At 65.1% G+C, this 26066-nt stretch carries 27 protein-coding genes, 1 tRNA gene and 1 pseudogene; 16 read left to right on the forward strand and 13 right to left on the reverse strand.

Features of this window, described 5'->3' with window-relative positions:
- Nucleotides 1-920: pseudogene (locus VKZ87_RS14630) on the reverse strand (hybrid sensor histidine kinase/response regulator); the annotation flags it as partial.
- A gap of 109 nt (nucleotides 921-1029) precedes the next feature.
- Between VKZ87_RS14630 and mtgA the strand changes: the two are divergent.
- Both mtgA and VKZ87_RS14640 read left to right on the forward strand, forming a co-directional pair.
- Nucleotides 1030-1707, forward strand: a complete 678-nt coding sequence (gene mtgA / locus VKZ87_RS14635) for a monofunctional biosynthetic peptidoglycan transglycosylase (protein ID WP_324222002.1) — start codon at nucleotides 1030-1032, stop codon at nucleotides 1705-1707.
- A gap of 77 nt (nucleotides 1708-1784) precedes the next feature.
- On the forward strand, nucleotides 1785-3305 hold the full coding sequence (locus VKZ87_RS14640; RefSeq protein ID WP_324222003.1) for a malonyl-CoA synthase: 1521 nt from the start codon (nucleotides 1785-1787) through the stop codon (nucleotides 3303-3305).
- A 3-nt stretch (nucleotides 3306-3308) separates the two neighbouring features.
- Here the strand turns inward: VKZ87_RS14640 and VKZ87_RS14645 are convergent, their stop codons facing one another.
- Both VKZ87_RS14645 and VKZ87_RS14650 read right to left on the reverse strand, forming a co-directional pair.
- Nucleotides 3309-3761: a GNAT family N-acetyltransferase gene (locus VKZ87_RS14645; RefSeq protein ID WP_324222004.1), complete on the reverse strand. Its 453-nt coding sequence runs from the start codon at nucleotides 3759-3761 to the stop codon at nucleotides 3309-3311.
- Between the two features lie 162 nt (nucleotides 3762-3923).
- Nucleotides 3924-4907, reverse strand: a complete 984-nt coding sequence (locus tag VKZ87_RS14650; protein WP_324222005.1) for an NADPH:quinone reductase — start codon at nucleotides 4905-4907, stop codon at nucleotides 3924-3926.
- Between the two features lie 116 nt (nucleotides 4908-5023).
- On the opposite strand from VKZ87_RS14650, the gene VKZ87_RS14655 reads away from it, so the two are divergent.
- A complete protein-coding gene (locus VKZ87_RS14655) occupies nucleotides 5024-5440 on the forward strand; it encodes a DUF3775 domain-containing protein (protein ID WP_324222006.1) in 417 nt (138 codons plus the stop codon).
- A gap of 93 nt (nucleotides 5441-5533) precedes the next feature.
- A complete protein-coding gene (locus tag VKZ87_RS14660; protein WP_324222007.1) occupies nucleotides 5534-6550 on the forward strand; it encodes a glycosyltransferase family 2 protein in 1017 nt (338 codons plus the stop codon).
- A 24-nt stretch (nucleotides 6551-6574) separates the two neighbouring features.
- Here the strand turns inward: VKZ87_RS14660 and VKZ87_RS14665 are convergent, their stop codons facing one another.
- Both VKZ87_RS14665 and VKZ87_RS14670 read right to left on the reverse strand, forming a co-directional pair.
- Nucleotides 6575-7489: a hypothetical protein gene (locus VKZ87_RS14665; protein WP_324222008.1), complete on the reverse strand. Its 915-nt coding sequence runs from the start codon at nucleotides 7487-7489 to the stop codon at nucleotides 6575-6577.
- Between the two features lie 103 nt (nucleotides 7490-7592).
- Nucleotides 7593-7865 (reverse strand): hypothetical protein, encoded by a 273-nt coding sequence (locus VKZ87_RS14670; RefSeq protein ID WP_324222009.1) that lies wholly within the window; start codon nucleotides 7863-7865, stop codon nucleotides 7593-7595.
- A 185-nt stretch (nucleotides 7866-8050) separates the two neighbouring features.
- Between VKZ87_RS14670 and putA the strand changes: the two genes are divergently transcribed.
- Both putA and VKZ87_RS14680 read left to right on the forward strand, forming a co-directional pair.
- Nucleotides 8051-11887 (forward strand): trifunctional transcriptional regulator/proline dehydrogenase/L-glutamate gamma-semialdehyde dehydrogenase, encoded by a 3837-nt coding sequence (gene putA, locus VKZ87_RS14675; RefSeq protein WP_414655656.1) that lies wholly within the window; start codon nucleotides 8051-8053, stop codon nucleotides 11885-11887.
- 70 nt (nucleotides 11888-11957) lie between these two features.
- Nucleotides 11958-12104 carry a hypothetical protein gene (locus tag VKZ87_RS14680; RefSeq protein WP_324222010.1) on the forward strand — a complete coding sequence of 49 codons (147 nt, stop codon included), beginning with the start codon at nucleotides 11958-11960 and terminating at the stop codon, nucleotides 12102-12104.
- Between the two features lie 17 nt (nucleotides 12105-12121).
- Here VKZ87_RS14680 and VKZ87_RS14685 read toward each other — a convergent pair.
- A tRNA-Ser gene (locus tag VKZ87_RS14685) sits at nucleotides 12122-12211 on the reverse strand.
- Nucleotides 12212-12531: 320 nt separating this feature from the next.
- Between VKZ87_RS14685 and VKZ87_RS14690 the strand changes: the two genes are divergently transcribed.
- The 8 genes from VKZ87_RS14690 to VKZ87_RS14725 are packed head-to-tail and all read left to right on the forward strand — an operon-like array spanning nucleotide 12532 to nucleotide 17836.
- Nucleotides 12532-12963: a CBS domain-containing protein gene (locus VKZ87_RS14690; RefSeq protein WP_324222011.1), complete on the forward strand. Its 432-nt coding sequence runs from the start codon at nucleotides 12532-12534 to the stop codon at nucleotides 12961-12963.
- A 3-nt stretch (nucleotides 12964-12966) separates the two neighbouring features.
- Nucleotides 12967-13878 (forward strand): formate dehydrogenase accessory sulfurtransferase FdhD, encoded by a 912-nt coding sequence (locus tag VKZ87_RS14695; protein WP_324222012.1) that lies wholly within the window; start codon nucleotides 12967-12969, stop codon nucleotides 13876-13878.
- Nucleotides 13878-14501, forward strand: coding sequence for a molybdenum cofactor guanylyltransferase MobA (mobA, locus tag VKZ87_RS14700; protein WP_324222013.1), 624 nt, complete (start codon nucleotides 13878-13880; stop codon nucleotides 14499-14501). Before VKZ87_RS14695 ends, mobA begins: the two co-directional genes overlap by 1 nt.
- Complete coding sequence (locus tag VKZ87_RS14705) at nucleotides 14498-15223, forward strand: biotin/lipoate--protein ligase family protein (RefSeq protein WP_324222014.1); 726 nt, start codon at nucleotides 14498-14500, stop codon at nucleotides 15221-15223. The genes mobA and VKZ87_RS14705 overlap by 4 nt, the downstream gene beginning before the upstream one ends.
- Nucleotides 15220-15708 (forward strand): DUF6505 family protein, encoded by a 489-nt coding sequence (locus VKZ87_RS14710; protein ID WP_324222015.1) that lies wholly within the window; start codon nucleotides 15220-15222, stop codon nucleotides 15706-15708. The genes VKZ87_RS14705 and VKZ87_RS14710 overlap by 4 nt, the downstream gene beginning before the upstream one ends.
- Entirely contained in the window at nucleotides 15689-16726 is a 1038-nt protein-coding gene (locus VKZ87_RS14715) for a DUF6352 family protein (protein ID WP_324222016.1), read from the forward strand. The genes VKZ87_RS14710 and VKZ87_RS14715 overlap by 20 nt, the downstream gene beginning before the upstream one ends.
- Before the next feature lie 16 nt (nucleotides 16727-16742).
- Nucleotides 16743-17288, forward strand: coding sequence for a DUF3305 domain-containing protein (locus VKZ87_RS14720; protein WP_324222017.1), 546 nt, complete (start codon nucleotides 16743-16745; stop codon nucleotides 17286-17288).
- A 2-nt stretch (nucleotides 17289-17290) separates the two neighbouring features.
- On the forward strand, nucleotides 17291-17836 hold the full coding sequence (locus VKZ87_RS14725) for a DUF3306 domain-containing protein (protein WP_324222018.1): 546 nt from the start codon (nucleotides 17291-17293) through the stop codon (nucleotides 17834-17836).
- Between the two features lie 37 nt (nucleotides 17837-17873).
- On the opposite strand, the gene VKZ87_RS14730 is transcribed toward VKZ87_RS14725, so the two are convergent.
- Complete coding sequence (locus tag VKZ87_RS14730; protein WP_324222019.1) at nucleotides 17874-18053, reverse strand: hypothetical protein; 180 nt, start codon at nucleotides 18051-18053, stop codon at nucleotides 17874-17876.
- 269 nt (nucleotides 18054-18322) lie between these two features.
- Complete coding sequence (locus VKZ87_RS14735) at nucleotides 18323-19702, reverse strand: leucyl aminopeptidase family protein (RefSeq protein ID WP_324222020.1); 1380 nt, start codon at nucleotides 19700-19702, stop codon at nucleotides 18323-18325.
- 113 nt (nucleotides 19703-19815) lie between these two features.
- Here VKZ87_RS14735 and VKZ87_RS14740 point away from each other — a divergent pair, with 113 nt between their 5' ends.
- Nucleotides 19816-20463, forward strand: coding sequence for a glutathione S-transferase family protein (locus VKZ87_RS14740; protein ID WP_324222021.1), 648 nt, complete (start codon nucleotides 19816-19818; stop codon nucleotides 20461-20463).
- Between the two features lie 3 nt (nucleotides 20464-20466).
- Here the strand turns inward: VKZ87_RS14740 and VKZ87_RS14745 are convergent, their stop codons facing one another.
- Nucleotides 20467-21498: a TAXI family TRAP transporter solute-binding subunit gene (locus tag VKZ87_RS14745; RefSeq protein ID WP_324222022.1), complete on the reverse strand. Its 1032-nt coding sequence runs from the start codon at nucleotides 21496-21498 to the stop codon at nucleotides 20467-20469.
- A 277-nt stretch (nucleotides 21499-21775) separates the two neighbouring features.
- Nucleotides 21776-22186 carry an HIT family protein gene (locus tag VKZ87_RS14750; protein ID WP_324222023.1) on the reverse strand — a complete coding sequence of 137 codons (411 nt, stop codon included), beginning with the start codon at nucleotides 22184-22186 and terminating at the stop codon, nucleotides 21776-21778.
- A 69-nt stretch (nucleotides 22187-22255) separates the two neighbouring features.
- Here VKZ87_RS14750 and VKZ87_RS14755 point away from each other — a divergent pair, with 69 nt between their 5' ends.
- Nucleotides 22256-23449 carry a class I SAM-dependent rRNA methyltransferase gene (locus tag VKZ87_RS14755; RefSeq protein ID WP_324222024.1) on the forward strand — a complete coding sequence of 398 codons (1194 nt, stop codon included), beginning with the start codon at nucleotides 22256-22258 and terminating at the stop codon, nucleotides 23447-23449.
- Here the strand turns inward: VKZ87_RS14755 and VKZ87_RS14760 are convergent.
- Genes VKZ87_RS14760 through VKZ87_RS14770 form a run of 3 tightly spaced genes read right to left on the reverse strand, consistent with a single transcriptional unit; the run spans nucleotide 23421 to nucleotide 25971 of the window.
- Nucleotides 23421-24608 (reverse strand): pyridoxal phosphate-dependent aminotransferase, encoded by a 1188-nt coding sequence (locus VKZ87_RS14760; protein ID WP_324222025.1) that lies wholly within the window; start codon nucleotides 24606-24608, stop codon nucleotides 23421-23423. The genes VKZ87_RS14755 and VKZ87_RS14760 overlap by 29 nt on opposite strands.
- Nucleotides 24609-24613: 5 nt before the next feature.
- On the reverse strand, nucleotides 24614-24988 hold the full coding sequence (locus tag VKZ87_RS14765) for a VOC family protein (protein ID WP_324222026.1): 375 nt from the start codon (nucleotides 24986-24988) through the stop codon (nucleotides 24614-24616).
- Nucleotides 24989-24999: 11 nt separating this feature from the next.
- Complete coding sequence (locus tag VKZ87_RS14770) at nucleotides 25000-25971, reverse strand: DMT family transporter (protein WP_324222027.1); 972 nt, start codon at nucleotides 25969-25971, stop codon at nucleotides 25000-25002.
- Between the last annotated feature and the right edge of the window lie 95 nt (nucleotides 25972-26066).

The following is a 26066-nucleotide window of genomic DNA, read 5'->3' on the forward strand; positions in this document are numbered from 1 at the left end:
AGGCCGGCCACGGCGATCGGCACCACGAACAGGTTGATCGCGATCAGATAGGTCGGAAAGAGCCAGCGCGCCGCCTTCAGGCTGCTGGGATCGCCGTTCTCGACGACGGCAACGTGGAACTGACGCGGAAGGCAGAGAAAAGCGAAGGCCGAGAGGAAGGTCATCACCACCCAGTTGCTGCCAAGGCCGCTGTTGAGCCGTTCGGCGATGGCCGGGTTGGCGGTGGCACGCTCAAGCAGTTCCGCGCTCGAGTCGAACAGTCCGAAGGTGACGAACAGACCGACGGCGAGAAAGGCAGCGAGCTTGACGAGCGATTCGAAGGCGATCGCCAGCATCATGCCGCGATGCTGCTCTGCCGCCTGGACGTGGCGCACGCCGAACAGGATCGTGAACAGCGCCATGATGGCGGCGACGAAAATCGCGGTGTCGCGCCAGGGCGGCGGCAGTCCCGCGTTCAGCAGATGCGCCATGTCGCTGCCGACCAGGACCTCGAAGGTGACGCTGACCGCCTGCATCTGCAGCGAGATGTAGGGCAGGACGCCGATCACCGCGATCAGCGTGACGATCACGGCCACCGCGCGGCTTTTGCCATAGCGCGAACCGATGAAATCGGCGATCGAGGTGACGTTCTGGCGCTTGGCCACCCCGATCATCTTGGCCATGACGGGATAGGCGACCGTGATCGCCAGCACCGGTCCGACATAGATCAGGATGAAATCCAGGCCGGTCAGGGCGGCACGGCCGACCGAGCCGTAGAAGGTCCAGGACGTGCAGTAGATCGCCAGCGACAGGGCATAGATGGTGGCGCCGCTGCGGCCCTGATACCAGCGCGGCCCGAGGCGGTCGCCCAGATGCGCGATGGCAAACAGCAGCCCGAGATACCCGAGCGACAGTAAGAGAATGGCGCTGCCCTGCAGCATCGGTGTTTTCTCCCCGCGTCGCAGTTAATCCCCTCGCGTGTCCGCTGTCCACCGGATTGACGGTATCCGGACGGTTGCCTTTGGGGCGCCGGCAGGCTCTGCTCGGGCCATGCGAATCCTGCTCCGGCTGGTCAAGGTTATGTTGCTGGTGCTGCTGGTCTTCTGGGGCGGCGGCCTTCTGCTGTTCAGGTTCGTCGATCCGCCGCTGACGCCCCTCATGGTGATCCGCAGTGTCGAGCGCGGCGCTCTGGTCAGCTATCGGCCGGTCGGGCTGTCGTCCGTCGCTCCGGCACTGGTCCGGGCGGTGATCGCCAGCGAGGATGCCCGGTTCTGCTTTCACCACGGCATTGATCTCGGCGCGGTGCAGGAGGCGCTGGAGGATTACGGGGAAACCGGACGCCTGCGGGGCGCGAGCACCATCACCATGCAGGTTGCCCGCAATCTCTTCCTCTGGCCGGGCGGCGGCTTTGTCCGCAAGGCCGTCGAGGCGCCGCTGGCCGTTGCGCTGGATGTCTTCTGGCCGAAGCGGCGGATCCTGGAGGTCTATCTCAATGTCGCCGAAACCGGCCCCGGCCTCTTTGGCGCCGAAGCGGCGGCAAGGGGACATTTCGGCAAGGCGGCAGCCCGCCTCAGCCAGGCCGAGGCGGCGCGGATTGCGGCCGTGCTGCCCAACCCCAACCGCTGGAATGCGGCACGGCCGACGGCGTATGTCGAGCGCCGCACGTCGGTGATTCTCGGCCGGATGGGCCGTTTGAGCCGTGATCAGACCGCCTGCTTCGCCTCCTGAGCCTTGCGCCGCAGGATGCCTTCCGCTGTTAATATATCTTCCTTTCCGCCAAGCGATCCCGACAAGCGATTCTGAAAATGTCCGATAATCTCGTCACGCTCATCCGTTCCCGCATCGCCGACCCGTCCAAGACCTTCATCGAGACCGGTGACCGCCGCATCTTCACCTATGGCGACACCTTCGCCATGGCCGGCCGTTTTGCCAACATGCTCGTCGGCCTCGGCGTGCAGCCGGGCGACCGGGTTGCCGTGCAGGTCGACAAGTCTCCGGAAGCATTGATCCTTTATCTCGGCGTCGTCGCCGCCGGCGCCATCTACCTGCCGCTCAATTCGGGTTACACGCTGGCCGAGCTGGAATATTTCATCGGCGACGCCGAGCCGCGGGTTTTCGTCTGCCGGCCCTCGACGGAAAAGGACATCGCGCCGCTCGCCGCCAGACTGGACGTTGCCCACTGCCTCACGCTGGGCGGGAACGGTGATGGCAGCCTGGTGGAGAAGGCGAAGGCGGCATCGCCGGACTTCACCGAAGTTCCGCGCAAGGCCGACGACCTCGCTGCCATTCTGTACACCTCCGGCACCACGGGCCGCTCGAAGGGTGCGATGCTGAGCCATCGCAATCTCGCTTCCAATGCGCTGACGCTGGTCGATTACTGGCGTTTCACGGCAGATGATGTGCTCCTGCATGCCCTGCCGATTTTCCATACCCATGGCCTGTTCGTCGCCAGCAACGTGATCCTGCTCGCCGGCGCGTCGATGATCTTCCTGGCAAAATTCGACGCCGACGAGGTGATCCGTCATCTGCCGCGCGCGACTTCCATGATGGGCGTGCCGACCTTCTATACGCGGCTGCTGCAGGCGCCCCAACTCACGAAGGATCTGGTGAAGCATGTCCGGCTGTTCGTCTCCGGTTCGGCGCCGCTGCTGGCAGACACCCACAAGGAATGGGAGGCTCGCACCGGCCACCGCATTCTCGAACGCTACGGCATGACCGAGACCAACATGAATACCTCCAACCCCTATGACGGGGATCGCGTGGCGGGAACCGTCGGTTTCCCGCTGCCGGGGGTCAGCCTGCGCGTTGTCGATCCGGAGAGCGGCAAGCCGCTGGCGCAGGGCGAGATCGGCATGATCGAAGTCAAGGGTCCGAATGTCTTCCAGGGTTACTGGCGCATGCCGGAAAAGACGGCAGCCGAATTCCGTCCGGACGGTTTCTTCATCACGGGCGACCTCGGCAAGATCGATGAGCGGGGCTATGTGCACATCGTCGGCCGCGGCAAGGATCTGATCATCTCGGGCGGTTACAATGTCTACCCCAAGGAAGTGGAAACCGAGATCGATGCCATGCCGGGCGTCGTCGAGTCGGCCGTAATCGGCGTGCCGCACCCCGATTTCGGCGAGGGCGTCACTGCCGTGGTGGTCATGGCGAAGGACGCCAGGGGCGACGAGGCCGCGATGCTGAAGGCACTGGAGGGCCGGCTGGCGAAATTCAAGCTGCCGAAGCGCATCTTCTTCGCCGACGACCTGCCGCGCAACACGATGGGCAAGGTGCAGAAGAACCTGCTGCGGGATCAGTATAAGGATCTGTACCGGAAGGGCTGACGGTTACGGCCTGTTCTCGAGTTCCCGTCGCCAGTAGATGGCGTCGTCGCCGATGCACCAGGGTTTTGCGGGCACATACATCCGGTAGCCGCAGTGGATCAGGCTGTTGGACGAGGCCGGGTTGTAGGGAACCGTGTCGGTCATCAGCCAGCGCCAGCCGAGGCTGCGGGCTTTGCGTTCGCGCACGCGGATCAGGCGCCGCTGCAGCCCATGCCCGCGATGCGTGGGCAGCACGCCGGCGCGGCAGAGATAGCCGGCCTGGGCGAAGCGTACGGATGACCACAGACCGGCGAAGGCAATCGGCCGGCCCTCGGGATCGCCGTTCCAGGCGAGCCACCAGTAGCCGCGATCGGTAGCCACTGGAATCTCGCCCGGAAAGACGGCGATATGCAGCCGCTCGATGGCTTCGGCCACGTCCGGATCGCTGCCATCGACCTCCCGGATGCAGTAATCCAAGGGCTACCTCCCGCGGTTACGAGCGAATTGAGCCAGGCATTCGGAATGAAATGGAACGTTCGCCCGCACCGGCGTGGCGGGCAGAGGAAAAACAACCGGCCAGACGGCGGGTTCCCCGGTCTAAAGTAATTCTAAATCAATGGGTTGCTGGATCTCCGGGCGTCAGGCCAGATCCAGCACCACATTGCCGATCGCTCTGCCGCTTTCCACCGCCTCATGGGCCTCGGCGATCTGCTCCAGCGGGAAGCGTCCGGCGATACGGGTCTGCAATCGGCCGGCTTCCAGCAGGCCATTGATGTAGGCAGCGCCTTGGCGCCGCTGCTCGGGTGACAGTTCGTAGACGATGAAGCAGGCAATCGTGAGATTCTTCACGATCATCGGCATGAAGGGCAGCGTGAAGGTCGGCTGATTGGAGCCGTACACGGCCGCCAGTCCGCCGGGTTTCAGCACGTCCGGAATGAAGCGGGCGTTGCCGGCGATATCCAGTTCGATGACGCGGTCGACACCCTGCCCGTCGGTAAGATCGCGGATCCGTGCGGCGACATCCTCGCTGCGATAGTTGATGCAGGCATCAGCGCCGGCGGCCCTGGCGATCTCGGCTTTCTCGGGCGAGGAGATGGTCGTGAAGATCGATTTCGCTCCCGAAAGGCGTGCCATCTGGATGGCGTGATGGCTCACGGCGCCGGCGCCTCCGGAAACCAGAACCGTCTGGCCCGCCACGCCGCCCATCATCGAAACGGCACGCCAGGCGGTGAGGGCGGGAATGCCGAGGCAGGCGCCGGTGGCAAAATCGGAGGCCTCCGGAAGGGGGATGGCGAATCCGGCAGGCAGGCAGATGAATTCTGCGGCCGTGCCCTCGGCCCGCTTCCATTGACCGTTGAAGACCCAGACCCGGCTGCCGATCCGGCTGCGCTCGACGCCGTCGCCGACCGCATCGATCACCCCGGCGCCGTCGGAATGGGGAATGACCCGGGGGTAGACGCTGTTGCGGCCCGGCGCGGCGCGGGCCTTCACGTCCGATGGATTGACCCCTGAGGCGTGGATGCGGACGCGGACCTCGCCGGGTGCGGGCTGCGGGTCGGGCAGGGTGCCGGTCTGCAGGACCTCCCGGGCGGGCCCCATTTTGGTGTACCAGGCTGCGCGCATCGTTCTTCCCTCTTGTTCCGGGGACAGACTAGCGAGACGCTGTCAGCGCAACAACGGGAACAACAGGGATTTGGCGCCGTTTGCTTTCGCGTCAGCTGCAGATGCGGAGACCGTCAATGACCGATCTCACGGATGATCCGGATACGCCCACGCCACTGCAGATCGATGTGGAAAAGGTCTGCGCGATCATTGCCAAGGCCCGGCATTACGATGCCGATGCGCCGCCAATGGAGTTGTCAGACGAGGCCGAGGAAGCCTTCGACGCGGCAGGGCTTTCCCTCCGTGACGAGATTGCCGAGCTCATCGGAGAGCTGAGTGATGAAGAGAGTGTGGAGCTGGTTGCCATGCTCTGGCTTGGACGGGGCGATTACACTGCCGAGGAATGGGAGGAGGCCAAGGCGGTGGCGCAGGAGCGCCACACGGACCATACGGCTGACTACCTGCTGGGAACGACGCGCCTGGCGGAGTATCTGGAACAGGGCCTGGAACTGCTGGGCCACTCCTGCGGCGACATGATTGCCGGGGAACCCTGAAGATCCACGGGCGGCATTCGTTGCCGCCACGTGCAGTGCCCATGTCCTTTTCGCTCTCGCTGACCGTCCGTAGACGGCGCGCTTTGCGGTCCTGTGACCAAAGTGTGGCGGCGAGCTGACAAAGCGCGCGGCAACGCGTCACCGACCTATAATGCGGCGGTTTTGCAAGGGAGATGGCTGATGGCCTACGAACCGCTGGTGAGCATCGTTTCGCCGGTCCTGAATCACGCTGACTACGTAGGCGAAAGCATCGAGAGCGTTCAGAAGCAGGAATACCAGAATTACGAACACATCATCGTCGACAATCACAGCATAGAGCGCACCGGCATCATCGCCGACCATTATGCGCGCCGCGATCCTCGGATCCGTGTCGTCCACAACAGTCAGCGGTTGTCCATGGCGGATAACTGGAACAAGGCGATGAGCCTGATCTCGCCGGACAGTGTCTACTGCCAGATCCTGCATGGCGACGACATGCTTTACCCCGGCTGCCTGAGCAAGAAGGTCGCCTTTGCCGAAGCCAATCCCAATGTGGGAATCATCGGTTCTCTCCGGCGCCGCGGCGGGCATATCGAATGCAAGGGCGTTCCCAAGGATCAGACGGTTTTCCCCGGGCGTGACATCGGCCGGGGATATCTGCAGGAAACGCTCTTTGCGATCGCGCCGTCATCCGGGTTCCTGCGTTCGGAACTGGTGCGATCGCGGCAGCCATTCTATCCGCCTGAGTTCCTGCACACCGATATTGCGGCCTATCTGGACATTCTGGAAGGCACGGATTTCGGCTTCATCCATGAGATTCTGAACTTTTCCCGGGTTCACCATAGCTCGATCAGTTCGACGGTCGCGAACCGGCGGCGGACATTCGTGCGCGAGCGGCTCGCTTTCCTCAATCTTTACGGACCGCGATACTTCACGCCGGCCGAACTGGCGCCCCTCAAACAGCGGCAGGTGATGCGCTGCTTCAAGGAAATCCTGCGCAACCTGGCGCGCGGCGATGGGGCCATTGCCCGCTATCACGTCGAGGGACTGGAGATGCAGGGGCAGCTGTCGGGCGCCTACGGTGCCTTCCTGCGCTTCCTGTCCTCACTCATTCCGGCTGCGCCTGCCTGAGCGGGCGCAGTCCGGATCTCCGGATCAGGCCCAGCGGCGTGCGCCAAGATGGCCGCCGAGAGCTGCGGCCAGCAGGCCCAGCGCGACGGTGAAAAAGGCCCAGTAGGCTGCACCCGCGACGCTGCGCGCCGCCACCTCGGCGGCGTCCTTGGCGGTCTGCTCCATCTGCTGGGTTTCCTGCTGAATGCGCTGCTCGGCCGCATCGATGCGGCCCATGGCTTCCTCCGGCGATGTACCGTTGATGCGCGCCAGCAGTTCGGCGGCCCGCTCCCTGTCGCCGGGCGCCCACTGACCGTCGCTCACGCGCTTGGTCGCCAGACGGCCGAGTTCCTGGCCAGCCTGCTCCGGCGACATCTGCGCCGGCGGCATGGCCGAGAGATCCTCGGTCAGTTGCCGTGCCAGATCGCCCGCCCGATCCTGGCCGCCGCTCTGGCCCTGTTGCGCCAGCAGGCCGCCAAGACCGGCGCCGCCCGCGCCGAGCATGCTGCCGATCCCCGACGATGCCACGCTCGCCACGCCCTGAACGGCGGAGCCGGTGGCCCGCATCAATGCCGTGGTCCCGACCAGACCGACGATCATGATCGTGACCGCCCAGACCACCACGCCGCGCGTGGCACCATCGCGCCGGGCGAGGCAGGGTACGGCATAACCGGCGACATAGCCGCCCGCGACGAACCCGATGACCGTCGAGACGGTCAGCCAGATGCTGCTGGCGATGCTCAGAGTCGTGGCGGACGGGGTGCTTTCGGCGTCGACGCTGGTCGGGGTCAAGCCGAGCGCCGCACCAAGCAGGTGAATGACCGAGGAAACCGCGAGCGCGACTGCAACGCCCGCCAGCGCGGCCCGCCAGGAGAAACCGCTTTCGACGACGACAGTATCGGTGATGCCGTGATCGGCGGCGCTGCCGTAGGCGCCGCTTCGTGCCTGAGTGACTGCCATGGTATGCCTCCGGGGCTGCTGAACTGGTGCCTAAAGGCCCGGCGCCCGGAGTTGTTCCAGGGAGATGAGCGGCTAAGCTACTGTTTGCCGTACCAGAATACCGTCACCACTCCGCTTCGGATTCCCCAACGCGCGGCCGGTTGCGCGTACGCCGCGGCCCCTCGGTGGTCCGCAGCCGGCGTTCCCTCAGCCAATTATGTCGTTTCGCACCGGCATTGCCCGACAGAGCGACGGCATAGCTGTCCTCCGACCGGGCCAGCAGCAGGGTGACGGCTGGCGGAGTGGCCAGCGCCAGTTTACCGCAGGCGGCGAGAAACCGCCGGCGCGCCTCTCTCTCCGAAATCGCGGGATCGCAGGTATCGGATCGCGTCTCCATCGCAACCTCCTTGCAGAAAAGCTGCACCAAAGCCGGGAAATCATACGTCTTCCGGAGCGGAGGGGACGTGATCAACGGGTGGTTCGCCAGCCCCGGAAAAGGGCTGGAAAAAGACAGGCTGGCGCGCGATTGTGGATGCGGTTGCGACAACCGCCCATGCGGGTTGCGCCTGTGTGAGGGCCATCATGGCGACCACCATCGGGGTGAAAATCGATGATGCTCTGCGCGCCCGGCTGAAGGCAGCCGCCGACCGGATGGGCCGTTCATCGCATTGGCTCATTAAACAGGGAATCCACCTTGCCCTGGAGAGAGCGGAGCGCGGCGACGACCTTACGGCTGCCGGAGGCGGGCGGTTGACCGCCTTCCATGATTTCGCCCAGGGCGTCCTGCCGCAGAATGTCCTGCGCGCGAGAGTCACCGCGGCCTATCGCCGGCCGGAACCGGAATGCCTGCCGCTGCTGCTGACCCAGGCAAGCCTGCCGCAGGCGGCGAGCGACAGGGCGGCCGCCTTGGCCCGGCGGCTGGTCGAGACCCTGCGCGACAAGGCAGCGAAGGGCGGCGGGGTCGAGGCGCTCATTCACGAATATTCGCTCTCCAGCCAGGAAGGTGTAGCGCTGATGTGCCTGGCGGAGGCCCTGTTGCGCATTCCCGACCGGCCGACCCGGGATGCGCTGATCCGCGACAAGATCGGCGCAGGCGACTGGGAGGCGCATGTCGGCCATAGCCCGTCGCTGTTCGTCAATGCCGCGACCTGGGGTTTGCTGATCACCGGCAAACTGGCCTCGACCAGCAGCGCGGCCGGCCTGTCGAGCGCGCTGACCAGGCTGATCGCCAAAGGCGGCGAACCGCTGATCCGCCGCGGCGTCGATATCGCGATGCGGATGATGGGGGAGCAGTTCGTCACCGGCCAGACCATTTCGGAAGCGCTCGCCAACAGCCGCCGCTGGGAGGCCCGCGGATTTCGCTACTCCTATGACATGCTGGGCGAGGCCGCGATGACGGCGGCCGATGCCGCGCGATACTATGCCGATTACGAACGGGCCATTCACGCCATCGGCAAGGCGGCCGGCGGCCGCGGCATTTATGACGGCCCCGGCATCTCGGTGAAGCTGTCGGCGCTGCATCCGCGCTACAGCCGCTCCCAGTATGACCGCGTGATGGGCGAATTGCTGCCGCGGCTCAAGGCGCTGGCCGTGCTTGCGCGCCGTTACGACATCGGTCTCAACATCGATGCCGAAGAGGCCGACCGTCTTGAACTGTCGCTCGATCTGCTGGAGGCGCTCTGCTTCGATGCCGAACTGGCAGGCTGGAACGGCATCGGTTTCGTCGTGCAGGCCTACCAGAAGCGTGCGCCTTTCGTGATCGAATATCTGATCGATCTGGCTCGCCGCAGCGGCCACCGTCTGATGATCCGGCTGGTGAAAGGGGCCTACTGGGACAGCGAGATCAAGCGTGCCCAGGTGGACGGCCTTGAAGGCTTTCCAGTCTTCACGCGCAAGGTCCATACGGATGTGTCGTATCTGGCCTGTGCCCGGCTGCTGCTGGAGGCACCCGATGCCGTCTTCCCGCAGTTTGCGACCCACAATGCGCAGACGCTTGCCACGATCTACACGATGGCCGGCGAAGACTTTCACTCCGGACAGTATGAATTCCAGTGCCTTCATGGCATGGGCGAGCCGCTTTATGAGGAGGTTGTCGGCCCGGACAGGCTGAACCGGCCATGCCGCATCTACGCGCCGGTCGGGACCCATGAAACGCTGCTCGCCTATCTGGTTCGCCGGCTGCTGGAGAACGGCGCCAACACCTCTTTCGTTCACCAGATTGCCGATCCGTCCATTCCGCTCGACCAGCTTGTCGCCGATCCGGTTGCCCGTGCCCGGGAGGTCCATCCGCTGGGGGCGCCGCATCCCAAGATTGCCCTTCCCCGTGATCTGTTCGGCAGCCAGCGCGCCAACTCGGCCGGCCTTGATCTCAGCAACGAGCAGCGGCTCGCCTCGCTGTCGGCCGCGTTGCTGGCCAGCCTGGAGCGAACCTGGCGCGCGGCGCCGGTGCTCCGGGCGGGTGGTATCACCGGAGAAGCACGCGCCGTACGCAACCCTGCCGACCATCGCGACGTGGTGGGTGAAGTGACGGAGGCCACGCCGGAGCTCGTCGATGCGGCCTGCGCGGATGCGGCGCAGGCGGCGGTCATCTGGCAGGCGACGCCGCCAGCCGACCGTGCTGCCTGCCTGGAGCGCGCAGCGGATATCCTGGAGAGCCGGATGGCGTTGCTGCTGGGCCTGATCGTTCGGGAAGCTGGCAAATCGCTGCCCAATGCCGTCAGTGAAGTGCGCGAGGCGGTGGACTTTCTGCGCTACTACGCCGCCCAGGGCAGGCAGGCCCTTTCAAACGACACTCATCGTCCCCTGGGCGTCGTGGCCTGCATCAGCCCGTGGAATTTCCCGCTGGCGATTTTCACCGGGCAGCTGGCGGCGGCATTGATGGCAGGCAACGCGGTGCTGGCGAAGCCGGCAGAAGAGACGCCTCTGATCGCTGCACAGGCGGTCAGCATTCTCCTCGAGGCGGGTGTTCCGGCGGGGGTTCTGCAGCTGCTGCCGGGTGCCGGCGAGATTGGCGCGCATCTGGTGGGCAACCCCGGTATCGACGGTGTGATGTTCACCGGTTCGACCGGGGTCGCACGCTCGATCCGGCAGCAACTGGCCCGTCGGCTGAGCCGCAACGGAAAGCCGGTTCCGCTGATCGCGGAGACCGGCGGCCAGAATGCCCTGATCGTCGACTCCTCGGCCCTGCCCGAGCAGGTCGTCGGCGATGTTCTGGTCTCCGCTTTCGATTCCGCTGGCCAGCGGTGTTCGGCGCTTCGCGTTCTCTGCCTGCAGGAGGAGATTGCCGAGCGCGTTCTGGGCATGCTGAAGGGGGCGATGGCCGAATTAACCCTGGGCAATCCGGGGCGGCTGGCCACCGACATTGGCCCCGTCATCACTGCCGAAGCCCAGCAGCGTATCAACGCCCATATCGAACGTATGAGGGCGGCGGGGCGGGCCGTGACGCAACTGCCCCTGCCGCCGGAAAGCGGGCATGGAACTTTCGTTGCGCCGACACTCATCGAAATCGAGGATATCGGCGAGCTGACCCGGGAGGTCTTCGGTCCCGTTCTGCACGTGCTGCGCTATCGCCGCGATGCTCTGGATGCGCTGATCGAAGGCATCAACGCAACAGGCTACGGACTCACCTTCGGCATTCACAGCCGCATCGACGAAACCATTGCACGGGTGATCGCGCGGATCGCCGCCGGCAATGTCTATGTCAACCGGAACCTGATCGGGGCGGTGGTCGGCGTGCAGCCATTCGGTGGCCGCGGCCTCTCGGGAACCGGCCCCAAGGCCGGCGGCCCGCTATATCTCTTCCGGTTACTGGCCGCGCAACCTGCGGACGCTGTCGTGAAGGGAGATCCCGAACAGGACCAGACAGCGGAGCGGTTCTGTGCCTGGCTGGCCGAAACCGGACGGGAGAGGGAGGCTGCACGCTGCCGCGCCTATCTGAAGCGCTCGTCGCTCGGAGTCGTGCTGGAGTTGCCGGGCCCGGTGGGCGAGCGGAATGTCTATATGCTGCAGCCGCGCGGCACCCTTCTCGGCCTGCCGCAGAGCGAAACCGGGCTGCTGCTGCAGGTCGGCGCCGCCCTGAGCACGGGTAACCGGATCACGTTCGTGCTTCCGGAGCATCTACAGCCGCTGTTTGCAAGCCTGCCGGGCGAGATCGCCGGGCGGATCGACAGGGTCTCATGCTCCGAGGCAGCGAACGGGATTACGGCGATCCTGTTCGAAGGCGACAGCGACGCCCTGCGCGACCTCAACATGGCTGTCGCCGAATGGCCGGGGCCGCTTGTGCCGGTGTTCGGCGTCTCCCGCGAGGAGCTTGGCCGGGGCGCGGACGACTATCCTCTGGACTGGCTGCTCGAGGAGGAGACGGTCAGCACCAACACGGCCGCTGCGGGTGGCAATGCCAGCCTGATGACCATCGGCTGATCACCGCCGAATCTGGAACCACCGGGGCAATCAGGGGTTGCCGGAACATGAGAACCGGAGGGATATCTTCATGCTGCGCCTGATGCTCGCGCTTGTGGCTTTTGCGGTCGTATCGCCGACGCTTACCGCCTGTACAGGCCAGCACCCGCCGAGAGTGCCGATTCCCACCGAGCCGGGCAAAACCAAGACCTGCCCGGGCGGCGGCACCAACTGCTGAGCTGACGCGTGTGAAGATGGCGGAGAGGGTGGGATTCGAACCCACGGTACGCTTGCGCGCACAACGGTTTTCGAGACCGCCCCGATCGACCACTCTGGCACCTCTCCGCAGGGGACCGGCGGCGGTCAGGGCCGGCGCCGGGGGTCGAAAGCGGCGCGGACCATAACTGAACCAGCCAAGACCCGCAAGGCTTGTGCGGGCACGGGGGATCTTCCCGAACCTCTTCGTTTTCAACCGGTTACCCGTGGCCTTTGGGAGGCCCCGGGAGAAGAGGGGTTGTCACGTCCGCGGGCTTGTCCGACACTCTTACAGCCGGCCTAAGGCCCGCGAGCGCACAGTGCACGATTGCCACGCCTGCGAGAGCGACAGGAGAAGACCGACAAATCGACTTCCGGATCTGGTGCCAGATAACTCTGCGGAGGAAATCATGACGGTTGCCGCCATCCTGAAAGACAAGAAACCGGGCGTCATCGCCGCCAAGCCGGGCGACAGTGTCGAACAGGTTTGTCAGCTGCTGGCCGACAAGGGTATCGGTGCGGTTCTGGTGCTCAGGCCCGACGGCGGGATCGCCGGGATTCTTTCGGAACGCGATATCGTGCGTGGCCTCTCGATGATCGGAAACGACCTGCTGCAGCAGAGCGTCGACAGCATCATGACCAAGAACGTCATGGTCTGTTCCAGCCACGACACCATTGAGGACATCATGCACCTGATGACCCGGCGGCGCATTCGCCACCTGCCGGTGGTCGACGACGGCGAACTGGTTGGCATTGTTTCCATCGGCGACGTGGTCAAGCGCCGCATCGCGCAGACGGAAATGGAGGCCGAGGCGCTTAAGCAGTATATCGCCACCGGCTGAGGCATGGCCTATAAATGGGGCATGAACCAGCAGCGCTCCGAAATGCTCGTCCGCCCCAATCCGCTTGATCCTGCTCTGACCGAGACAGTGGAGGGCATGGACCATGAAGGCAAAGCCATTTCGACCAAGGTGCCGGTCGAACGTCCGCTGACGCTGTTTCTGAACGGACAGGAGATCGTCACCATGATGACGATCTGCGACTACCCTGAATATCTTGCGCTGGGATACCTGATCAATCAGCGCATGCTTTTGCCGGATGACGAGGTGACCGGCATCGATTTCGACCCCGAGATCGAGACGATTGTCGTGCGAACGGCGCGCCAGACCGATTACGAGGCGCGGCTGAGGAAGAAGATCCAGACCTCGGGCTGCGCCCAGGGCACGGTATTCGGCAACATGATGGACGCCATCGAAAGCGTTCAGCTTGACCGCGACGCCGTGTTGAACACGTCGTGGATCTACGCGCTGTCGCGCAAAATCAACCTGCAGCCGTCGCTCTATCTCGAGGCCGGCGCGATCCATGGCTGTGTGCTCTGCGAAGAGGACCGGCCGCTGGTCTACATGGAGGATGTCGGACGCCACAACGCGATCGACAAGATCGCCGGCTACATGCGCGTCCAGGGCATCACCCCCGAAGGCAAGAGCATGTACACCACCGGGCGGCTGACCTCGGAAATGGTGATCAAGACGGCGCAGATGGGGATCCCCATCCTGATCAGCCGCTCGGGCTTCACGGCCTGGGGCGTGCAGCTGGCGCGGCAGCTGGGCATGACGCTGATCGGTCGCGCCAAGGGCAAACGTTTCGTCGCGCTGTCCGGGGCCGAGCGTCTGCGTTTCGACGCCGATCCGCGCGAGGTCGCGGAGGAACCGGCGAAGCTGCAGCGCAAGGGCAGCCGCGACGACGAGGCGGCGTAATGCGGACGATTCTGGGAGTAATTCTGGCCGGCGGTCTCGCCCGCCGGATGGGCGGTGGCGACAAGGGCCTCAAGACCCTGGCCGGCCGGCCGATCCTGGCGCGCATCGTCGACCGGCTGCGGCCGCAGGTGGATGGCGTGATCATCAATGCCAATGGCGATCCCGCCCGGTTTGACGATTTCGGCCTGCCCGTGGCGGGCGACGCGGTGGAAGGCTTCGCCGGGCCGCTGGCCGGCGTGCTGGCCGGCCTTGCCTGGGCGCGCGAGAATCGGCCTGACATCACCGACATTGTAACGGTCCCGAGCGACGGGCCGTTCCTGCCACGGGACGTCGTGGCGCGGCTGGTGGCGGCTCGCGATCAGACCGGAGCCGATCTTGCCTGTGCCGCATCCGGGGGACAGCCGCATCCGGTCGTGGGTCTGTGGCCGCTGCGCCTCTACGAGGACCTGCATCACGCCGTTGTCGGGGAAGGAATCCGCAAGGTCGATATCTGGACGGGACGACACAAGCTCGCAGTGGCGCATTTCCCCACTGACCCGGTTGACCCCTTCTTCAATGCCAATGCGCCGGACGATCTCGCCGAGGCCGAGCGCCTGCTCGCCCGGCTCGGAGATGCGGCATGAGGAGCGAGAACTGGCCCAGCTTTCCGCCCGGCTACGAGGCGCGGCTCTGTGCCTCGGACGCCTTTGATACGGCCTGCAGGGCCGCCGAAGATGGTGCGGATGACGGCCTTCTGCTGTGGGTCGACCGGCCCGACCGGTGCGAGGCCGCTGTCGTCCTGCATCCGCTCGATCCCATCGATGCCGCGCTGACGCTGTCCTATGTCGGGCTGCTCGGCCTGCATGACGCGCTTGCCGCGGTGGCACCGCCTGAAACGCCGGCCAGCATGGCCTGGCCCGATCGCCTGATGGTCAACGACGCCTGCGTCGGAGGCATCCGCATCGCTCACGGGCCTCTGGTCGAGAAGGAGGGCATGAGCGATGTGCCGGCCTGGCTGGTGATCGGCATCGCCGTGCAGATGAGTGGCGATCCCGAGGATGATGCGCCGGGTGCCGAGCTCGAATATACCAATCTGCTGGAGGAAGGCTGCGGCGAGGTCACCGTGCCGATGCTGGTGGAATCCTTCAGCCGCCACCTGCTGCAATGGCTCGACCGCTGGCAGGAAGAGGGATTTCATCCGGTGCGCCGCGCCTTTCTGCATGATCGCCATAACAGGGATCTCAACGTGGAGCCGAATGGCGATGTCTGGTTCCAGGACGGGCCTGCCAAAAGCTGGCGCTCGCTCCGCGAGGCCCTGCGCCGGCCCAGCTGGGTCCTGCCCGAATATACGGGGCCGGTCTCGTGAAGCTTTTGCGCACCATCCGCTTCGACGACTCCGACACGCGGGTCTTTCCCCACGCCGCGGAGCCGGGGGAGTGGGCGGTGCCGGGAACCTTCGTGTTTGCCGACAGCGACCCGGCACAGCTCGACCGCCGCGTGCGCCAGGCCTTTGCCAACGGCTTTCTCGGCCTGTCGACATTCGGCTGGTCGACGCTGGTGGCCGTCGCCGCCGTGTCGGATGCGGACTACGAACAGGCGGTGGACGCTTTGGCAGACCACTTGCAGGAGGCCTATGGCGCACCCGACAGGCAGGCGGCGCGCACGGCCGCGCGTGAGGAGATCGATTACGCGGTTTCGCTTTGCGAGCAGCCGGTCAATACGCTGCTGAGCCTGAGTCGCTTCGTCGAAGGGGATGCGATCCGCGAACAGTTCCGCGTGGTCCAGCCGCCCGGCGACAAGCTCCACGCCAAGATCTGGGAGATTGTGCCTGATGACGACGGCAGCGCCTGAGGCTCCGGCGGATTTCTGGATCACCAGCGGCTATATGCTGCTGGACCGCGACGAAGCCGGCCGGCTTGTCGCCGGGCCCGATTTCATCCGGGCCTATCTGAGTCGCCCTGAGATGCTGCCGCCCGACGAGGCCTGTGCCGCGGAACGCGCGCTGCATGCGGATCTGCTGGCCGAGCCGTTCCGTAAGGTCGGCGATGGCGATCTGAAGCGGCTGAAGGATCCCGACGCCCGCGAGAATTACGGCGTGTTCCTCCGCTTCCGGGATTATCTGGCCAGGGCAGATAGCATCGAGGCGGCCTATCTGGGTCTTTTCCGGCCGGACGCTCCGGGCGTCCCGACCATGTTTGTCGATCATCTGGCCGCGGCGATCCTGCGCGATCTGCTGCATGGCGGCAGCGATCCCTTCCGGGCTCGGGCGGCCGAGCTGTTCTTCCGTGTGCAGAAGGCGACCATCCGCGACGGTTCGATCCTTCTCGCGGATGAGGAAACCGTCGAGATGCTGGCAGCCGGACAGGGATTCGGCTCGCTCGGCGCCCTGGTCACGCAGGCCGGCACGGCACTGCGCAGCGTCGACATGGATATTCTCAATCGCGACAATGCCGCCGGATACTGGGAGCGCAGCGACCGGCATGACTTCGTGCTGGATTTCAGTTTCACCCGGCCGGGCCAGGACGCCTTCGCCCGTGTGATGGAGCTCTGGATCGAGCGGCTGACCGGTGCGGCGGTGCAGATCCATCCGGTACAGATGATCCGCGACGAACGCTGGGTCTGGCATATCGGACTGGATGCGACGGCCACCGGCATCATGAACGACCTGTATGAAGGGCGCAGCGTCGATGACGACCGTCTCGGGCAGATCCTGGCCCTGTTCCGGCTGGAGTTCCGCGATCCCTCGCTGATGCTGCAGCGGGTGGAGGGGCGCTCCGTCTATCTCGGACTGGCCATGGACAAGGATGGCCAGGTGCGGATGAAGCCGCAGAATCTTGTGGTAAACTTGCCGCTGCGGGTGGCGGATTGAACGCGGAGCAGCAGTGATGTCCGGCAATCAGGCAGTCGGGACCGAACACTGGCAGGTGGGCGTGGTGGTGGAGCGCCGCCGGCTCAACAATCCCTGGATCGACCATTCCTGGCATGCGGTGCAGGTGCTGCCCGGTGTGCCCGCCGCACCGCCATGGACCAAGCTGGCGGAAGGCGACGGCTGGGAGCGGTATTACGCGGGCCCGGGCGACCTGCAGCTCTTCCGTCGCGAGACGATCAGCTACAAATACAATCTGGAAAGCAGTCAGCCCTCGGTCTTCATTGTCCTGCGCCGCTGCAGTGACGAGCGCGGCATCATGCTGCATCTGGCGACGGTCTGCGCCGGCGAGGCCCATGCCTATGCCGAGTCGATGGAGGATGTCGTCGAGGCGGTGCCGATGCCGGAGGAAATCCGCGCCTGGGTGGCCGACTATGTGGCGCGGCACCATGTGGATGAGAAATTCTACAAGCGCAAGCGCAACAGGGCCGATACCGAGGCGCTGGCCCGGCGCAGCTTCCTTTATGAATCCGACCCTCTCCGGCAGATGCCGGAAGACGAGTAGCCATGGCCGAGGGAGAGGACAGGGGCTTCCTGTCGCGCTGGTCGCAGCGCAAGGCGGAGGCGCGCCAGCAGGAAGTCGCGCCTGCCGCATCTGCGGAGCCTGAACCGGACGCGGAAAAGGCCGAAGCGGTCGATCTCGACAGCCTGCCGCCGATCGAGGAACTCACCGAGGCCAGCGACTTCACACCCTATCTGCGCAAGGGCGTGCCGGAAGCGATACGCAGGGCCGCCCTGCGCAAGCTGTGGGTGACCGAGCCGAGCGTCGTGAATTACGTGCCGCTGGTCGAGTATGCCTGGCACAACAATGAGCCCGGCTTCGGCCCCCTGCTGCCGACCGACGATGTCGAGAAGCTGCTGAAGCAGATCGTGGAGGGGAATCCGTTTTCGCTGCCACCGGAGACGGAGCCGCAGCAATCCCGCGACCCACCGCCCGCAGCTCTGACTCAGCCTGAGGAGCAGCCCATTATGCCGGATACACCTGTAACGGAGGACGTCGCCACCGTTCAGCCAGTCCGACCACGCCGGCACGGCGGCGCGCTGCCGAGCTGAGTGCCCGGTTTCGATTCGTCCGCTACGGGCCGGGCAATCAGCCCCGGCGGTTCTGCAGCAGCCGGAACGTGGCGAATAACGGCAATCCGCTCAGCACGGCGGCGAAATGTACCGCCACAAGCCAGTCGATCCTGAACCAGGCGACGAGGCCATCGGCAATGATGAAGAACTGGAGGACCGCCAGAACAAGGAAGAAGACCGTGCCGGGAAACGCCATGGCTTTTCTCCAATTTTTTTGTCGTGTCTGTGCGTTAACCGCGCAACATGACAACCGTAGCCGTCCGGCCTGAGTCCGCTGAGCGACAAGGTTGTGACGGATGTGACAAAAACAGGATGTTTAGCGAAGCATTTACCGGTTTTGCTTCCGCGCGAGTGGTTTAGCCGCTGCAAGGTCACAGCCTGAAACCCCGCAAAGCTGAATCGCGAGCAGTCTGTGGTATTATTGTCGCCGCTGATTATAACCAAAAGCTGCGTTGCAGCCGTGCTTCAGCGCTTCCGGTAGCGATTCTCGATTGCCGTGAACAGGGCGCGCAGGCCGGTCGCCTCGCCGCCGACGGGCCGACCGCTGCGTGCACGACCATTCCAGGCGAAGAGATCGAGATGCGCATAGCATTTCGTCTTGTCGACGAATTCCTTCAGGAAGAGCGCGGCGGTAATCGAGCCGGCAAAGGGCGTATCGGCAGAGTTGGTGATATCGGCCACCTTGCCCTCGATGTAATCGCGATACGGCTTGTGAAGCGGCATGCGCCAGAGCGGGTCGCCTGCGGCGATGCCGGCGGAAAGCAGCGCTTCCGCCATCGCATCGTCGGTGCTGTACATCGCCGGCAGATCCGGGCCCACCGCGACACGCGCCGCCCCCGTCAGGGTGGCGCAGTCGATCAGCCAGTCCGGCTTTTCCGCGTCCGCTTCCGCCAGCAGGTCGCCGAGCACGAGACGGCCCTCGGCATCGGTATTCCCGACCTCGACGGTTATGCCCTTGCGCGTCTGCAGCACGTCGCCCGGGCGCATGGCGTTGCCCGATATGCTGTTTTCCACCGCGCCGATCAGCACGCGGAGGCGCACCGGAAGCTGGAGCGCCATGATCGTTGCTGCCAGCCCCAGCACGATGGCTGCGCCACCCATGTCCTTCTTCATTAGCAGCATGCCGGACGAAGGCTTGATGTCGAGCCCGCCGGTATCGAAGCAGACGCCCTTGCCTACCAGCGTGAGTTTCGGGTGTTTGGGATTGCCCCAGACGATGTCGATCAACCGGGGCAGGCGCTGCGAGGCCCGGCCGACCGCGTGGATCATCGGGTAATTCTGTTCCAGCAGGTCGTCGCCGATGATGCAGTTGAACTGAGCGTTGCCCAGCATGGCGACGCCGCGCGCGGCCTCGGCCAGTTCCGCCGGCCCCATGTCGCTGGAAGGCGTGTTGATCAGATCGCGGGCCAGCACGATTCCGTCATACAGCGCACTCACCCGGCGCCTGTCCGCTTTGGCCGGCCAGACGAGGCGTGCGCCCGGCTTCGTGTCCTGGCTCTTGCGATACCGGTCGAAACGATAGCTGGAAAGCGCCCAGCCCAGGGCGGCGGCGTCTCCGGCCCGGGTGTCGGCGAGCCTGTACTCACCCGCAGGCAGCACTGCGGCGATCGCGGCGTATGACCAGAGGTCGGGCGTGTCGGCGATGCCGGCGAGAACGCGTGCCGGTTTTCCGCTGCGGCTGTCGGGCAGAACCAGGACCTGACCAGCCTTCCCCTTGAAATTCTGGGCGGCAGCCCAGCCGGCCACATTGGGCTTCTCCCGCGCCGCGCGCGCGGCCCATTGCTTTGCCGTATAGGTTTCGACCGGAACGGGACTGGCGGATTTTGCGATCAGGTTGGGGGTCACGGTATTTCCCTGGCTTTGAACCCGGACAATTGTGCCGGGCTTCTGCTCTGGGCGGCCGGCAGCTCCTTCTTTATAAGAGGTCCCGGCTTGCCGCGAAACCGGGGAGGGTATCCGTGACCGCGTGGACACTCGTGATCGGGAACAAAAATTATTCGAGCTGGAGTCTGCGGCCCTGGCTGGCACTGAAGGCGGCAGGGCAGGATTTTGAGGAAATCCTGATCCCGCTCCGGCAGCCAGCGACGAAGGCCAGTATTCTTGCGCATTCTCCCGCCGGCAAGGTGCCGGTCCTCAAGCATGGCGATCTGCTGGTCTGGGAGAGTCTGTCCATCTGTGAATATGTCGCCGAGACTTTCCCGGCTGCCGGGTTGCTGCCTGGGGATGCCCGTGCGCGGGCTGTTGCACGCAGCGTGATGAGCGAGATGCATGCCGGCTTCGGTGCCCTCCGCCGCGATCTTCCCATGGACATTCATTCCAAGGGCAGCGTGCCGCGACAGCTGACCGAGGAGAGCCGCGCTGATGTCGCCCGCGTGCAGCAGATCTGGCAGGACTGCCGGGGGCGCTTCGGCCAGGGCGGGGATTTTCTGTTCGGCGGTTTCGGGATAGCCGATTGCATGTATGCGCCGGTCGCCACGCGCTTCCGCACCTATGGCGTCGCTCTGGACCCGGTTTCGGCCGCCTATGTCGAGGCAATCTACGCCCATCCCGCGATGCAGGAATGGATTGCGGCGGCGGCCGGTGAGGATCCGCTGCCGGAGGCCTGACCCTCAGGAAATCAGCTTCAGTTCCCGGTAGTAGCGTTCGGCCCCGGCATGCAAGGGCGGCGTCGCGACGCCCAGCACCGCCGTTCCGAGCCGGATCTTCTGCGCCATGGCCGGACCGGCATCGAGGATCTTCCGGTTCTGCGGGTGCCAGAGCGCGCGCAGCAATTCATAAACGAGGTCGGCATCCAGCGCCTCGGCCACCACCCACTGCATGCCGATGCTGAGCGTTTCGATTTCGCCCACGCCTTCATAGGTCCCGGCGGGTATGATGTCGCGGCCGAAAAACCGGTGCCGCCGCAGGACATTGTCGATCAGCCGGCCCGAGAGAGGGATGACGTCGGCGATCCGGCGGTCGGTGAGGTCGCCGACGGTCGGCGCGGGTTGGCCGGAAATAAGGAAGAAGGCGTCCAGGCCGTCCCGGGACATCAGGTCGGCCGCCTCGCCCGGATCAAGTTCGGAGATCTTGAGCTGCTGAAAGCGCAGCCCGTAGGCCGCGAGTATCAGCTCGGCGTTGAAGCGCGTGCCCGAGCCGGTGCGATCGATCGACACGCGCTTGCCAGCGAGATCGCGCGGGTCGGCGATGCCGCTGCCCCGGCGGACGACCAGGTGGATGGTTTCGGGATAGAGATTGGCGAGCACCCGCAGATTCGGTTGCGGCGCCCGCCGGAAGTACAGCCCTTCGCCGTTATAGGCGGAAGCTGCAAGGTCGGCCTGGGCAAAGCCGGATTCGATGCTTTCATTCGCAATGGCGGCGAGATTGGCCACCGAGCCGGCGCTGGTCAGCGCCACGGCGATCAGACCGGGGACGCCACAGGAGCCGCCCCGCTCACAGGGCCGGCTGCCCGGCGGGTTCGAGATGGTGGTGGCAATCGTCGTGCCGACCGGGAAAGCGGTGGTATGGGCCGAGCCGGTGAGAATGCGGAAGAAGCTGCCGCCCTCGCTCCGCGTCGCCGCCTGGGTATGGCCGCGTCGGGGGTACGCCGTGAGCGCTAGCCCGGCGGCAAGGGATGTCGAAAGGAAATCCCGGCGGCGCATAAGGCCTATATACGCCCGCGTCCGGTAGCTGACTAGCGCGGATCGAATTTCAGCTTGGCAATCGGGACTGCAGCGGTCAGGCAGAGGGCGAGGCCACAGGCCAAGGTCAGCCCGGATTCATCAGCAGGACCATGAACAGCGAGATGTCGCGGACGACCGGGTGCGCCAGGCTGTGATGACCTGCGGACGATAGGCCATTATGGTCAGCAACCCGGCCAGCAGGCCGAATGCTTCGGTGGTCGTCGCTGAAGGTATGGGGGCGGATCCGGCCCGGGCCTCAGGCCCGTGCTATGAAGGCTTTCTGCAAACGTGCGATCGTGGTGCGGAGAGCGGACTCCTCATAAGGCTGCGGCGGCAACTTGCCCCAGACCGGACCCGGCCACGCGGCATCGTCCCGGAAGCGTGCGATGACGTGCACGTGGAGCTGCGGCACCATGTTACCCAGTGCTCCGACATTCAGCTTGTGCGGCTGGAACACGGTGCCGAGGATGGTCTGGACCTGCGCGATCTCGTTGATGAGCAGCTTGCGCTGCTTTTCGTTCAGTTCGACGATCTCGGTAACGTTTTCGACCGTCGGTATGAGGATCAGCCAAGGATACCGGGAGTCGTTCATCAGCTGCACGAGGCAAAGCTTCAGACGACAGACCGGAAGCGTGTCGCGGCGCAGCTGATCGTGCAGGGTGAACATGAGGGCTCGCTTTCGCGGCAATGATGGAGTATCGGTCGCGCTGATAAACCATCCGCCGAGGCTTTGTCCATGCCTGCCGTCAGCCTTCCCGTACTGCGCGTGAAACCCCGCGAAGAGCATCGTGTTAAGGGTGGACATCCGTGGATTTATTCCAACGAAGTGGAATTGGATGCCAAGGCAAAAGCGTTGCCGCCTGGAAGTATCGTCCGGATTCTGGACAGTCACGGACAGGACATCGGCACCGCTTCCTTCAATCCGCATTCGCTGATTGCCGCGCGCCTCTGGACAACGGACAAAGCGGCGGCAATCGATGCCGAATTCTTTGCGCGGCGACTTCGTGCCGCGCTGCGGTTGCGCGAACGGTTTTATCAACGACCCTACTACAGGCTGATCCATGCCGAAGCAGATGGCCTGCCGGGATTCATCGTCGACCGTTATGGCGATGCACTCGCCGTGCAGGCCAACACGGCCGGTGCGGAACAGCTGACGCCGGCATTGCTGGAAGCATTACAGACGGTTCTGAACCCGCGCGCCATCGTTCTGCGCAACGACAGCAAGGTGCGCCGGCTGGAGGGACTGGCCGAAGAAATCCGGCTTGCCGCCGGCAGCCTGGATCCGCAGCCCTTCGTGGAGGAGGGCGGCGTGCGCTTCACGCTCGATCTGATGGAAGGGCAGAAAACCGGCTGGTATTTCGATCTCGCCGAGGCCCGCCTCAGGATCGCGCAGCTCAGCAGCGGACAGGAGGTGCTCGACTGTTATTGCCATATCGGCGCGTTTGCGCTGACTGCGGCAAAAGCAGGGGCCAGGTCGGTTCGCGGCATAGATCGGTCGGAACTGGGGGTCGCGCTGGCCAGTAAGGCGGCAGGGGACAATGGGCTCGCCGGGCTTGCGACGTTCGAGAAGGGCGATGCCTTCGAGTCGCTGGAAAACCTGAACCAGCAGAAGGCACGCTTCGGCCTGGTCATCACCGATCCGCCGAACTTCGTCAAAAGCCGCAAGGATCTCGGGCCCGGTAGCCGCGCCTATCGCAAGCTGGCGAAACTGGCGGCGCCGCTGGTTGCCCCGGGCGGCTTCTGGTTCGTCGCCAGCTGTGCGCATCTTCTGCCTGCGGAGCTGTTTGCAAAGGAAGTCGCGATCGGGCTGAACAATGCCGGACGCAGAGGACGGATCGTGCTCTCAGGCGGAGCCGGGCCCGATCATCCGGTGCATCCGTACTTGCCGGAAAGCGCCTATCTCAAATGGCAGGTTCTGCAGCTCGATTGAGACGCTGGAACCACGGCCCCAGCCGTTTTACCGCTTCCTCCACCACCGCTTCGTCCATGCAGAAGGAGAGGCGGATGAAGTGCTGCCCCTGGGCGGTGTCGAAATCTACCCCGGGCGCCACCACAACGCCGGTTTCATCCAGCATGCGGCGGCAGAAGGCGACGGAGTCATCGGTGAAGTCCCCGACATCCGCATAGAGGTAGAAAGCGCCGTCAGGCGGGGCGAAGCGCCGGATGCCGAAACCGGGCAGCGCCGACAGCAGCCGGTCGCGGTTGCGTCGATAGGAACCCACGCGGGCCTGCATCTCGTCATCGGCGTCGAGTGCTGCCAGGGCAGCGATCTGCGACAGTGTGGGCGCTGAAATCTGCAGGGATCCGCTCAATGCTTCGATGGGGCGCACCAGCCGTTCGGGCAGCACCAGCCAGCCGATGCGCCATCCGGTCATGCCCCAGTATTTCGAAAAGCCGTTCACAACGATGACATCCGGGCCGGCGGCGAGAACGGTGTCTGCCGGTCTGTCGAAGGTCACGCCGTGGTAGAGTTCATCGACGATCAGCCATAGGCCGCGCCGCCGGCAGGCATCGTAGATGGCCTTGAGTTCGGCGCCATCCAGCATCGTGCCGGTCGGATTGGCCGGACTGGCAACGACCACACCCTTCACATGGGGTGGCAGGGCGTCGATCATTGCCGGCGTGACGCGATAGCGGGTGCCCGCATCGGTGCCGACGCGGTAGGGGATAAGATCGAGCGACTGCAATGCGCCGCGATAGGCGGGGTAGGAGGGCTCCACGACCGCGACCGTGTCGCCGGCCGAGAAGGCGGCGAGGAACGCCAGCATGAAGCCCGATGACGTGCCGATCGTGACGGCGATCCGCGCCGGCGCGATGTCGAGGCCGTGCCGGCGCCGGTAAAGCCGTGCAATGCCTTCGCGCAGCGCTGAAATCCCCAGCGCTTCCGTGTAGCCGAGAGCGCGGCCGCTGGCGAGCGCGGCCTGAGCCGCCTCCGTGGCTTTGCGCGGCGGCGGCAGGGTGGGCTCCCCGACCAGCAGGTTGACGACTTCGCCGCCCGCCTTCACGCGAGCATTCACCGCCTTGTAGATCTCCCACATACGGTAGATTTCGATGTCGCTGCGCGGCGACGACCGGGGCAGACCGTGCATTCTGCTTACTCTCCGTAGCAGACGGCTTCGAGGCGATAGCCGTCCGGATCGATAACGAAGCCGCCATAATAGTTCGGTGCGTATTGCGGGCGCAGCCCCGGCGCGCCGTTATCGGAAGCGCCTTCCGCCAGGGCAATGGCATGAAAGGCATTCACCGCATCGCGGGTTTCCGCCCTGAAGCAGATATGCAGACCGCTGCGCGGATCGGCCGGCACCGGCGTTTCGGTCTCGGACAGCCAGAATTGCGGCGCCCTGACCCCGTAACCCAGCGTGTCGTGCTTGTCGTACAGCCGCGTGAAGCCGAGGGGGCGGAGCACCCGATCGTAGAAGCGGCCGGCGGCCTGCAGGTTTCTAACCCCAATGGAGACATGGTCGAACATATATAACCTCCTTAGTGGTTAGAAGGAGAATATCGGCCGAATGCGCCGTTGGCCAGCGCGACGCCGAGGCTGACGGTCACGATGCCTGCCCAGGTGGCGGCTTCCGGCCATTCACCTAGCAGCGGCACGGCGAGCAGGGCGGTAACCGCCGGCGTCAGCGCGGCGAAGGCGGCTGCGGGGGCGGCGCCCAGCCGCCGCACGGCGAAACCGTAGGCGGCCATGCTGAGCAGGCCGGACGCGACGGACTGCACCACCTGTACGGCTACCTCGAAGAACGGCGCCTGCAGGAGGCGGCTGTCGAGCCACAGCAGGTAGGCCGGGGCGTAGAGCAGGAAGGAGGCCACATAGATCAGGGCAGCCGCCTGCCAGGCGCCGACGCCGCTCCTCTTCAGGGCAATGGTGTAACTCGCCCAGAGAGCACCGCAGGCGACGAACATCAGGTCGCCGCGCCAGGCGTCGCCTGTACCTTCAATCACCTGCCAGCCGCCGACGGCCACCGCGCCGACCAGCATGAGAAGGGTGCCGATCCGGCGCTGTGTGGTGAAGCGCTCGCCGAGCAGCAGTACGGCGAAGAACGCCGCAAAGAGCGGCATGCTGCCCGGCATCAGCGCGCCGGCATGGGCTGCCGGGGCGAAGATCATGCCGGTGCTGCTGATCAGCATGAAGGGCAGGCCGGCGCCGGCGATCATGGTGGCGAGCCAGATCGACCGCGGCCGGTCCGGGGCTCCCCTCGATTGTCTCAGGAACCGGAGCAGGACCGGGACCAGCAGCATGGCGGGCAGGGCGAGCCGGAGAAACACGACATCCCACAGCGACAGCGATCCGGTGACGCCGAAACGGGTGGCGACCAGACCGGCGGCCCAGAGGAAGACCGCGAACAGCGCCGCCAGCGCACCGATCAGACGGCGCGACTCGGCGGCAGGAAGGCCGGCGGGCGCTTCGACAGCAAGGCAGCCCGCAAGAGAGGCGGCTTGGCGGGGCATGACGGGCTCCAACAGTCAGTGGCAAGCCCGAGAATGGCCTGAATCCTGCCGGCATGTCCTTGCGATTTATGCCTGTTATGCAATCATCTTGGCAA

Origin of the sequence: Ferrovibrio sp., assembly GCF_035304305.1 — a bacterium.
In the GTDB taxonomy this organism is placed as follows: Bacteria; Pseudomonadota; Alphaproteobacteria; order Ferrovibrionales; family Ferrovibrionaceae; genus Ferrovibrio.

Excerpts from the sequence above, each read along its gene's own strand:
- mtgA (WP_324222002.1), top strand. The coding sequence starts at position 1,030 with ATGCGAATCCTGCTCCGGCTGGTCAAGGTTATGTTGCTGGTGCTGCTG.
- VKZ87_RS14705 (WP_324222014.1), top strand. The coding sequence starts at position 14,498 with ATGAGGAGCGAGAACTGGCCCAGCTTTCCGCCCGGCTACGAGGCGCGG.
- VKZ87_RS14765 (WP_324222026.1), bottom strand. The coding sequence starts at position 24,988 with ATGTTCGACCATGTCTCCATTGGGGTTAGAAACCTGCAGGCCGCCGGC.
- VKZ87_RS14745 (WP_324222022.1), bottom strand. The coding sequence starts at position 21,498 with ATGCGCCGCCGGGATTTCCTTTCGACATCCCTTGCCGCCGGGCTAGCG.
- VKZ87_RS14665 (WP_324222008.1), bottom strand. The coding sequence starts at position 7,489 with ATGGCAGTCACTCAGGCACGAAGCGGCGCCTACGGCAGCGCCGCCGAT.
- VKZ87_RS14750 (WP_324222023.1), bottom strand. The coding sequence starts at position 22,186 with ATGTTCACCCTGCACGATCAGCTGCGCCGCGACACGCTTCCGGTCTGT.
- VKZ87_RS14670 (WP_324222009.1), bottom strand. The coding sequence starts at position 7,865 with ATGGAGACGCGATCCGATACCTGCGATCCCGCGATTTCGGAGAGAGAG.
- VKZ87_RS14755 (WP_324222024.1), top strand. The coding sequence starts at position 22,256 with ATGCCTGCCGTCAGCCTTCCCGTACTGCGCGTGAAACCCCGCGAAGAG.
- VKZ87_RS14695 (WP_324222012.1), top strand. The coding sequence starts at position 12,967 with ATGGCCTATAAATGGGGCATGAACCAGCAGCGCTCCGAAATGCTCGTC.
- VKZ87_RS14640 (WP_324222003.1), top strand. The coding sequence starts at position 1,785 with ATGTCCGATAATCTCGTCACGCTCATCCGTTCCCGCATCGCCGACCCG.
- VKZ87_RS14655 (WP_324222006.1), top strand. The coding sequence starts at position 5,024 with ATGACCGATCTCACGGATGATCCGGATACGCCCACGCCACTGCAGATC.
- putA (WP_414655656.1), top strand. The coding sequence starts at position 8,051 with ATGGCGACCACCATCGGGGTGAAAATCGATGATGCTCTGCGCGCCCGG.
- VKZ87_RS14680 (WP_324222010.1), top strand. The coding sequence starts at position 11,958 with ATGCTGCGCCTGATGCTCGCGCTTGTGGCTTTTGCGGTCGTATCGCCG.
- VKZ87_RS14770 (WP_324222027.1), bottom strand. The coding sequence starts at position 25,971 with ATGCCCCGCCAAGCCGCCTCTCTTGCGGGCTGCCTTGCTGTCGAAGCG.
- VKZ87_RS14720 (WP_324222017.1), top strand. The coding sequence starts at position 16,743 with ATGTCCGGCAATCAGGCAGTCGGGACCGAACACTGGCAGGTGGGCGTG.
- VKZ87_RS14760 (WP_324222025.1), bottom strand. The coding sequence starts at position 24,608 with ATGCACGGTCTGCCCCGGTCGTCGCCGCGCAGCGACATCGAAATCTAC.
- VKZ87_RS14730 (WP_324222019.1), bottom strand. The coding sequence starts at position 18,053 with ATGGCGTTTCCCGGCACGGTCTTCTTCCTTGTTCTGGCGGTCCTCCAG.
- VKZ87_RS14725 (WP_324222018.1), top strand. The coding sequence starts at position 17,291 with ATGGCCGAGGGAGAGGACAGGGGCTTCCTGTCGCGCTGGTCGCAGCGC.
- VKZ87_RS14715 (WP_324222016.1), top strand. The coding sequence starts at position 15,689 with ATGACGACGGCAGCGCCTGAGGCTCCGGCGGATTTCTGGATCACCAGC.
- VKZ87_RS14690 (WP_324222011.1), top strand. The coding sequence starts at position 12,532 with ATGACGGTTGCCGCCATCCTGAAAGACAAGAAACCGGGCGTCATCGCC.
- VKZ87_RS14650 (WP_324222005.1), bottom strand. The coding sequence starts at position 4,907 with ATGCGCGCAGCCTGGTACACCAAAATGGGGCCCGCCCGGGAGGTCCTG.
- mobA (WP_324222013.1), top strand. The coding sequence starts at position 13,878 with ATGCGGACGATTCTGGGAGTAATTCTGGCCGGCGGTCTCGCCCGCCGG.